Raw genomic sequence first — 9,235 nt, 5'->3', positions numbered from 1 at the left:
GCAGCTCGCCGGCGGCTGAGCCGCGCTCACGTCACGAAGCTCGAGAGCCTGACCGGAGCGCCGCGCGCAGCGGCCTCCGGTCGGGCCGTTTCGGAGGGAATGCGATGACGGATGTGCGGATCGACTTCGACGCGATGAGCGCGAGCCGGCACGCGTACGCCAACATGCGGACGATGCTGGAAGACGCCACCGGCGCGCTCGCGAACGTGTCGGGTTCGGCGGTGCCGCAGGACGAGCTGCGTCGGCGACTGGAAGACCTTCACGAGTCGTGGGGCGGCGGCATGAAGAAGCTCGCGCGCTACGCGGAGGACGCCGGTGCCGGTCTCGAGGGCATCCTCGAGGCGTTCCAGGGACTCGACTCCGAGCTCGCCGCGAGCATGGTGCCGCAGGAAGGAAGCTCGGCGTGACCGATTTCACCGCGCTCGGCTTCGACCCCGCACCCGGCGACATCGCGACGCTCGAGGGTTATCTCGACGCCCTGTCGGCGGGCTGCGACGGCGTCGGCGACGCGCTGGCGATGCTCGACGGTGGCGACGACGCCGACTGGGTCGGCCTCTCCGCCACCGCGTTCCGCGCCTCCATGAGCGAGGACTTCCGTCCGCAGCTGTCGGACACCGGCGAGGCCCTGCGCACCTCGCGCGACGCGCTTCGCACCTGGACCACACAGCTCACCTCCTTCCAGCAGCGCGCACGCGTGCTCGCCGAAGAGGCGGATGCCGCCGCCACCCGGATCGCGTCGTGCGAGAACGCACATGCCACCGCTGTGGAGCACAAGGACGATGACGACGCCGATCCCGACGCGGTGTCGGATGCGGCGCTCGCGCTCGGCAGCGCCGGCGCCGAGCTCGACCAGATCCGTGCCGAGGCGCGGTCTCTGAAGACCGAGGTCGACGACGAGGCCGCCGCGGCCGCTCGTTCGCTGAACGACGCCGGCGGCATCCTCGACGGCTACGCGGGCAACGCGTTCTCGAACTTCTTCGGCGACGCCGGGGAGTGGCTCGCCGACACCGGCGCCTGGCTCATGGACAACGTGGTGCCGATCCTCGAGGACATCCTCCGGGCGGCGCTTCCGGTCATCGCGATCCTGTCGCTCTTCTTCCCGGCGCTGGGCGCGGTCGCCCTCGTCATGTCGGGCATCCTCGTCGCGATCGACGGGCTTCAGGCGCTCACCGGACGCGGGGACTGGACGGACTTCGCGGTCGGCGCGCTCGGCATGCTCGCAGGCGGCGCCCTCGGCATGGCGGCGAAGTCGCTCATCGGTCCGGGTGGGCAGGTGCTGATCCCCTCGATCCAGCGCATGACCCCCGCGCTGGCCGGCGGCGGGACCGCGGCCGGATCGCTCGCCGTCGCGCTCAACGTGAACATGCAGAACCTGGTCTCGAACACCTACTGGACGATGTCGCAGGCCAAGGACGCGCACGACAACGGACAGAGCTTCGTCGAGAGCCTGAGCGGTCCGTGGCAGAACCTGGGGGAGCGCGTGGACAACACGATCCGCGGCAACGGACCCCGCACCGACGAGGAGCTCTGACCCCATGACTCCGACGACCGGTGACCGCGTCTGGCAGCGCCTGCCGCAGGGCTGGATCGAGTTCCGGGCGTTCGGCGATCGCACCCCCGACGAATGGCTGGAGTGGTATCTCGCGAGCGGTGAGGGCTGGCTCCCGGACGAGGCGCGGACGGCGATCGTCGAGGGCTTCCGCTCCGGCGTCGCCGCCTTCGCGGGGACCGACTTCGACTTCGCGGGCGTCTCGCTCACCGCGGGCGAGCGACCCGCCGCGTCGTTCCTCTGCACCAATGTCGTGCGCGCGGCGCCGGGCGTCGAGGTGCCGGCCACGGCATTCCATCGGCTGTTCCCCCTCGTGCGCTTCGGCGAGGACGCGGGCGCCGAGACCTTCACCGCGCCGGACGGCCGCGTCGGGACCGTCGCCAGTGGCCGGCTGCTCACGGGCGGCATCCCGAACGTGGCGACCGTCGGCGAGCTGCTTCTGCCGGATGACGGCGGAACCGTCCTCGTCATGGGGATGTGCTCGGACCCGTCGCAGCGGGCAGAGCTGGCACTGCTGACCGCCTTCGTCCTGTCGACCACGCAGGTGCTGCCCGAGGGTGTCGAGCCGGCGCTGCCGGTGGCCGATTCCGGCGCCGCGCAGCGCACCGCGTAACCTGACGTGCATGGCTTTCACCCTCATCCGGCCGGAGTCGCGCCCCTGGATCGGCGGTGCGCCGGCGGATGACGTCACCGTCGCGGAGGCCGACCGTGTCGCGCTGCTTCTCCGCGGCGACTACCAACGGTGGTCGCGATGGGCGTTCGGGCTCGCCGCGTTCGTCGTCACCGCGGTCGGCGTGTTCGTCGGCGTGGGGATGGTCGATGCGATCGTGCAGCTGGGACAACCCCCGGCGCTCATGGACCTCGTGGTGACGGTCGTCGCCGCGATCCTCGCCGGGATCGCGGTCACTGCGCTCGTGCGGCTGTGGCTCACCGGACGTGCGCTCACGACGAGCGCCGCCGCGTGGCTCCGCGCACCGTTCCGGGCAGGTTCGCGGCAGCGCCGCGCCGGGGGGTGGGTGCAGGCGCGAACCGTCTATCTCGAGCCGCGCAACCTCGTGAGGCTGCTGACGTCCTCGCTGGCGTTCCTCACCGCGATCTTCGGCATCGCAGCCGCGGTTCGCGACCTCGCGGGGGGTGACTTCAACGGCTTGTCGGCCGCCGCGTGCCTGATCGGCCTGATCGCGCTCGCGTGCGGGCTCGGCCAAGCGGGCGGTGTGCTCCGCATCGGAGCCGGGATCGCGGAGGGCGATCCGCTCTGGAGCCGCATCCGCTCCGCCTTCGCCCCACGCTGAGCTGCGGTCCGCCCCGGAGCGGCCGAACAGCCGTGTCCGATTTCCGCCAGCGGGTGTCGGGGGAGCGTGTCAGGCTAGGGACATGAGCCTGACCATGACGGCCGACGCGGCGGGCGTCGCATCCATGTCATTCGATGAGCGCTACCGCGCGATCGACTCGCGTGATGTCCGCTTCGACGGGCAGTTCGTCACGGCGGTGCGGTCCACGGGCATCTACTGCCGTCCGAGCTGCCCCGCACGCACGCCCAAGCCCTCGAACGTGACGTTCTACCCGACGAGCGCGGCCGCGCACGAGGCGGGCTATCGGGCCTGCAAGCGCTGCCTGCCCGAAGCCGCGCCGGGGTCGCCGCAGTGGAACCTCCGCGGCGACACCGCCGGTCGCGCCATGCGGCTCATCGCCGACGGCGTCGTCGAGCGCGAGGGCGTCCCCGGCCTCGCTCGGCGGCTCGGATACTCGCCGCGGCACCTCACGCGACTGCTCACGACCGAACTCGGCGCCGGGCCCCTGGCACTCAGCCGTGCGCACCGGGCGCAGACGGCCCGCATGCTGCTCGTCGGCACCGACCTGCCGGCCGCCGACGTCGCGTTCTCGTCGGGGTTCGCGAGCGTGCGCCAGTTCAACGACACCGTCCGGGAGGTGTTCGGGATGCCGCCGCTCGAGCTGCGCGCGCGACGCCGGCCGGCGCGGCCCGGCGAGCGACACGACGCCGCCGCCGCACCCACGGCGCCCGGGGTCACGATCGACCTCGCACTCCCGCACCGCGGTGCGCTCGACGCCGCGGGACTGTTCGCATGGATGGCGGCCCGTGCGGTACCGGGTGCCGAGGCCGCCACCGCCTCGACCTTCGCCCGCACACTGCGACTGCCGCACGGGCCTGCGTGGTTCGAGCTGCGCCTCGACGACCTGGGCCGCGTGCGGCTGCGCGCCGCGCTGACGAACCTCGTCGACCTCTCGACCCTCGTCACCCGCGCACGTCGCCTCTTCGACCTCGATGCCGACCCGGACGCGGTGGACCAGTCACTGGCGCGGCATCCCGAGCTCGCGCCGCTCATCGCCGCGCTGCCCGGCATCCGGGTTCCGGGCGCTGCCGACCCGCACGAGATGCTCATCCGCGCGATGGTCGGCCAGCAGATCACGGTCGTCGCCGCACGGACTGCCCTCACTGCCCTGACCGCGGCGCTCGGCGAGGAGGTGCCCGCCTTCGCAGGGATGCTCCCGGCTGCGGGCGCGGCCGCCGGGGCGAGCTCGACGAGCGCGGAGGCGCAGGCGGCGGGCGAGGCATCCACCCCCGTCCGCCTGTTCCCGACGATGGCGGCGATCGCGGAGCGCGGCCACGAGGTGCTGCGCGGTCCCGCCGCCCGCATCCGCGCGATCACGGGTGCCGCGACCGCGCTCGCCGACGGCACGCTCACGCTCACCCCCGGCGACGACGGCGCCGAGCAGCGCGCCGCGCTCCTGGCGATGCCCGGTATCGGCCCGTGGACGGCCGACTACGTGCGCATGCGCGTGCTCGCCGATCCCGATGTCTTCCTGCCCGGCGACGTCGCGGTGCGCTCCGGCGCCGCCGCGATCGGCCTTCCCGCCGAGCCCCGGGCGCTCGACGCCTGGGCCGCCGGCACCGCGCCGTGGCGCAGCTACCTCACCGCGCACCTGTGGCGCGCCGTGCCGCCCAAGGCATCCATCTCCCGCGCGACCACCGCCTCATCCCTCAAGAACGCCGCCCCATCCGAGAAGAACACCGGCCCGTCCGACAACACCACCGGAGGCATGTCATGACCACCGCGACCATCCAGACCATCGACACCCCCGACGGTGCCTTCACGATCCTCTCCGACGACTCCGCGCGCGTGCTCGCCTCGGGCTGGACCGCAGACCCCGCCACGATCCTGGCCCGTCTCGCGGCGCGCGATCGTCCTTCGGCCGTCGAGGTCGGACGGACGGATGCCGCCGCCGCCGTCGTCGCGTACTACGACGGCGATCTCACCGCCATCGACGACGTCGCCGTGTCGCAGCAGGGCACCGCGATGCAGCTCGCCGGGTGGGATGCGCTGCGCCGCATCGCGCCGGGCCGCCCGTTGACGTACAGCGAGTTCGCCACGGAGCTCGGGTCTCCGAGCGCGGTGCGTGCCGCGGCATCCATCTGCGCCCGCAACGCCCCGGCGCTCTTCGTCCCCTGCCATCGCGTGCTGCGCGCCGACGGCACTCTCGGCGGGTTCGCGTGGGGACTGCCGGTCAAGCAGCGGCTGCTCGACCGTGAGGCGGGTGTTCCGGCGCTCGTCGCCTGAGTCCCCGACATCCCGGGCCGTCCGCTGGCGGTCCGCGATGCCGTGCGTGTGGTGGGCACTCCGCGAGCATCTTCCGGGGAGGCGGAAAGCGCTTGTTGTGTTCAGCGATCTCCCAGGTATACGCTGGAGGGCTGGCGTGTCGTTTCGGCGATCGCCGGTCCCCGTCCCACGTTCAAGGAGGAAGCCATGTCTCAGGCCGTCGTCACCACGAAGCCGATTGTCTTCCTGCCTGTTCTCGGGACGCTGCGCGTCGCCCTCGAGGGATAGTCCCCGGGCCGACCTCCGCCGATCCGCCGCGTCCGCGGCGCCGCCGCTCGCCACACCGCGCGGCATAGGATCACGAGCTCCCGCGTTCTGGCACACAGGACGCCTTTCCGGCGACCCCGCACGCTGTCTGTGCGGTGCGCCGTTCCCGCCGTTCCCGCGGCATCGACACACCCCGCCACACCACTCGTCAAGGATCATGACTACGTCTTCCGCTGAGAGACTCTCCACTCCCCGCGCGCTCGCGCGCCTTCTTCCCTTCGCCAAACCTGTGCTGCCGCGACTGACGATGGGCGCCGTCAGTGCGCTCTTCGCCAGCCTGCTCGCACTGGCCATCCCGCTCGTGCTCGAGCAGATCGTCCAAGGCCCCATCGCCTCGGGCGACGTCACCGCGATCTGGTGGGGGGCGGGAGCGATCCTGCTCCTCGGCCTCGCCGAAGCCGGCATGGTCTGGCTGCGCCGGTGGTTCGTGCTCGCGCCCGCGACCCTGGTCGAGTACGACCTGCGCCAGACCTTCTACTCGCGCCTGCAGCGCCTACCGGTCGCCTTCCACGACCGCTGGCAGTCGGGTCAGCTGCTCAGCCGCATGATGCAGGACATCAGCATGCTGCGCCGCTGGCTCGCGTTCGGTCTCGTGCTGCTCGTCGTGAACGTCCTCACGATCGCCGTGGGAACGGCGCTGCTGTTCCGCTGGCACTGGCTGCTCGGCACCATCTTCCTCGTCACCTCCGCGCCGCTCTGGTACGCGGGCTACCGGTTCGAGAAGTCCTACGGAACGCTCGCACGGCAGTCCCAGGACCAGGCGGGCGACCTCGCGACCTCCGTCGAGGAGAGCGTCCACGGCATCCGCGTTCTCAAGGCGTTCGGCCGGGGCAAGCATGCGCTCCAGCAGTTCACGCGCCAGGCCGAGACGCTGCGCGAGACCGAGCTGCGCAAGGCGCGCGCGGTCGGCTGGATCTGGTTCTGGCTGGTGCTGCTCCCCGACATCGCGTTCGCACTGTGCCTGGGTGCGGGCATCTACCTGACGGCGATGGGGCAGCTGCAGGGCGCGGAGCTCATCGCGTTCTTCGCGATGGCCACCGTGCTGCGCTGGCCGATGGAGTCGATCGGCTTCCTGTTCTCGTTCCTGCTGGACGCGCGCACCGCGACCGACCGCCTCTTCGAGGTGTTCGACGAGGAGAACACGATCGTCGACCCCGAGAACCCGGTCTCGATCGAGCGTCCGCAGGGCGAGCTCGTCTTCGAGGGCGCGCACTTCCGCTACCAGGATGCGGCGTCCCACGAGCGGGATCTGCTCGACGGCGTCGACCTGGTGCTCCGTCCGGGGGAGACCATGGCGCTCGTCGGCCTGACCGGCTCGGGCAAGACGACGCTCACGACGCTGCCGACGCGCCTCTACGACGTGACCGGCGGGCGGGTCACGCTCGACGGCGTGGACGTGCGCGACCTCACGCTCAAGGAGCTCCGCCGGCACATCGGCATGGCGTTCGAGGACGCGACGCTCTTCTCGCAGAGCGTGCGGGACAACGTGCTGCTCGGGCGCGAGGACCTCGTCCCCGGCAGCGACGAAGCCGAGCACGTGCTGCGCGAGGCGCTCGGTGTCGCACAGGCGGGGTTCGTCGACGATCTGCCCGACGGCGTCGACACGATCATCGGCGAAGAGGGGCTGTCCCTCTCCGGCGGACAGCGTCAGCGGCTCGCGCTCGCGCGCGCCGTCGCGGCTCGTCCGGCCGTCCTGGTGCTCGACGACCCGCTGTCGGCGCTCGACGTCGACACAGAGGCGCTCGTCGAAGACGCTCTGCGCCAAGTCCTCTCCGAGACGACCGCGCTCGTCGTGGCGCACCGCCCCTCGACCGTCATGCTCGCCGATCGCGTGGCGCTGCTGGAGGCCGGGCGCGTGACGGCGGTCGGCACGCACTCCGAGCTGCTGCGCACCAGCAGCCACTACCGACACGTGATCTCGAGTCTCGAGGTCGAGGAAGCACGTATGCAGGCAGCCCGACGAGCTCACGAACCGATGGGGGAGGTGACCCTGTGAGCACCACAGTGACCGGAACGAGCGGCGAAGACCGCTCCGACTACACCCGCGCCGAGAGCAAGGAGATCCGCAGGCGCTCGCTGCGTCTGCTGGGCTCGCTCATCACCCCGGTGCGCGGGCAGCTGATCCTCGCCGGCGTCGTGCTGGTGATCTCGACGGCGCTCCGCGTCGCGGGTCCCTGGCTGATCGGCATCGGCATCAACAACGCCCTGCCCGCCGCGGTGGAGCAGATGGACTGGATGCCGACGATCCTGGTCGTGCTGGTCTACCTGGCGACGGCGCTCGGCGGCGCCGCCCTCATCGGCTGGTACGTGGTGGTGGCCGCACGCCTCACGCAGGCGGTCATGCTCGACCTGCGCAAGCGCATCTTCCTGCACACGCAGCGGCTGAGCCTAGAGTTCCACGAGTCCTACACGTCTGGCCGCATCATCTCGCGTCAGACCAGCGACCTCGACACGATCCGCGAGCTGCTCGACGGCGGCCTCAACGAGCTCGTCTCGGGCATCCTGTACGGCGCCTTCACACTGGCGGCGCTGTACATGGTGGACTGGCAGTCCGGCGTGATCCTGACCGTCATGGGCATTCCGCTGTACTTGCTCATGCGCTGGTTCTACTCGCGCTCGCAGCTGGTGTACCGGGAGTCGCGAGTCATCAGCGCCAAGGTCATCGTCAAGTTCGTCGAGACGATGACCGGCGTCCGCGCCGTGAAGGCCTTCCGCAAGGAGGACCGCAACGACGAGGAGTTCGGCGCCGTGGCGATGGACTACCGCGATGTGAACATGCGGTCGATCCGCCTGTTCGGCACCTTCGAGCCGGGGCTCATGGCCGTGGCATCGCTGACCCTCGCGGTCGTGATCGCGTGGGGCGGCATCCGTGTCGTCGACGGGGCGATGGAGATCGGCTTCCTGCTGTCCGCCGTGCTCTATGTGCGGAACTTCTTCTCGCCGCTGCAGGAGGTCGCATTCTTCCTGAACTCGTACCAGTCGGCGACGGCCGCGCTCGAGAAGGTGTCGGGCGTGCTGGAGGAGGAGCCCACCGTTCCCGACCCGAAGCACCCGGTCGACCTCTGGACGGCGAAGGGCCACCTCGAGTTCCGCGACGTGGAGTTCGGCTACGGCAACGGGCGCACCATCCTGCCCGACTTCTCGCTCGACATCCCCGCCGGGCAGACGATCGCGCTCGTCGGCACGACGGGCGCCGGCAAGTCGACGCTCGCCAAGCTCGTGTCGCGGTTCTACGACCCGACGAGGGGCGCCGTGACGCTCGACGACGTCGACCTGCGGTCGCTGCACCCGAAGGACCTCCGCCGTGCGATCGTCATGGTCACGCAGGAGGCCTACCTGTTCAGCGGCACGGTCGCCGACAACATCGCGCTCGGCAAGCCCGACGCGACGCTCGACGAGATCAAGGCCGCGGCGAAGGCGGTGGGGGCGGATGCCTTCATCGAGGCCCTTCCCGACGGCTACGACACCGACGTGAACAAGCGCGGCGGCCGAGTGTCGGCGGGGCAGCGTCAGCTGGTCTCGTTCGCGCGCGCCTTCCTCGCGAACCCGGCGGTGCTCATCCTCGACGAGGCGACGGCGTCGCTCGACATGCCCTCGGAACGGCAGATCCAGGATGCCCTGCAGACCCTGCTCGCCGACCGCACCGCGATCATCATCGCGCACCGTCTGTCGACGGTCGCGATCGCCGATCGCGTGCTGGTCATGGAGCACGGCCGCATCATCGAGGACGACGCCCCCGACGCGCTGATCGGCGGCGACGGCAAGTTCGCCCAGCTGCACAGTGCCTGGAGGGAGTCGCTGG

The 9,235-nt window shown here is 71.2% G+C and carries 8 protein-coding genes; all 8 read left to right on the top strand.

Annotation, left to right across the window (positions count from 1 at the left end):
• The first annotated feature begins 104 nt into the window (after positions 1 to 104).
• A complete protein-coding gene (locus tag B2K11_RS16060; RefSeq protein WP_163619699.1) occupies positions 105 to 407 on the top strand; it encodes a hypothetical protein in 303 nt (100 codons plus the stop codon).
• Positions 404 to 1,531 (top strand): hypothetical protein, encoded by a 1,128-nt coding sequence (locus B2K11_RS16055; RefSeq protein WP_163619697.1) that lies wholly within the window; start codon positions 404 to 406, stop codon positions 1,529 to 1,531. Before B2K11_RS16060 ends, B2K11_RS16055 begins: the two co-directional genes overlap by 4 nt.
• 4 nt (positions 1,532 to 1,535) lie before the next feature.
• On the top strand, positions 1,536 to 2,162 hold the full coding sequence (locus tag B2K11_RS16050; protein ID WP_163619695.1) for a hypothetical protein: 627 nt from the start codon (positions 1,536 to 1,538) through the stop codon (positions 2,160 to 2,162).
• A 10-nt stretch (positions 2,163 to 2,172) separates the two neighbouring features.
• Positions 2,173 to 2,841, top strand: a complete 669-nt coding sequence (locus B2K11_RS16045; RefSeq protein ID WP_163619693.1) for a hypothetical protein — start codon at positions 2,173 to 2,175, stop codon at positions 2,839 to 2,841.
• Between the two features lie 82 nt (positions 2,842 to 2,923).
• Positions 2,924 to 4,618 carry an Ada metal-binding domain-containing protein gene (locus tag B2K11_RS16040; protein WP_163619691.1) on the top strand — a complete coding sequence of 565 codons (1,695 nt, stop codon included), beginning with the start codon at positions 2,924 to 2,926 and terminating at the stop codon, positions 4,616 to 4,618.
• The gene (locus B2K11_RS16035) at positions 4,615 to 5,127 is read left to right on the top strand and encodes a methylated-DNA--[protein]-cysteine S-methyltransferase (protein ID WP_163619689.1); all 513 of its coding nucleotides are present in this window, start codon (positions 4,615 to 4,617) and stop codon (positions 5,125 to 5,127) included. The genes B2K11_RS16040 and B2K11_RS16035 overlap by 4 nt, the downstream gene beginning before the upstream one ends.
• 463 nt (positions 5,128 to 5,590) lie before the next feature.
• The gene (locus tag B2K11_RS16030) at positions 5,591 to 7,429 is read left to right on the top strand and encodes an ABC transporter ATP-binding protein (RefSeq protein ID WP_163619687.1); all 1,839 of its coding nucleotides are present in this window, start codon (positions 5,591 to 5,593) and stop codon (positions 7,427 to 7,429) included.
• On the top strand, positions 7,426 to 9,235 hold a 1,810-nt coding region (locus B2K11_RS16025; RefSeq protein WP_163619685.1), incomplete at its 3' end, for an ABC transporter ATP-binding protein. The genes B2K11_RS16030 and B2K11_RS16025, both read left to right, overlap by 4 nt.

The organism is Microbacterium sp. B35-30, assembly GCF_010634855.1.
Lineage (GTDB): Bacteria > Actinomycetota > Actinomycetes > Actinomycetales > Microbacteriaceae > Microbacterium.
This window is presented reverse-complemented; position numbering and strand designations above follow the sequence as displayed.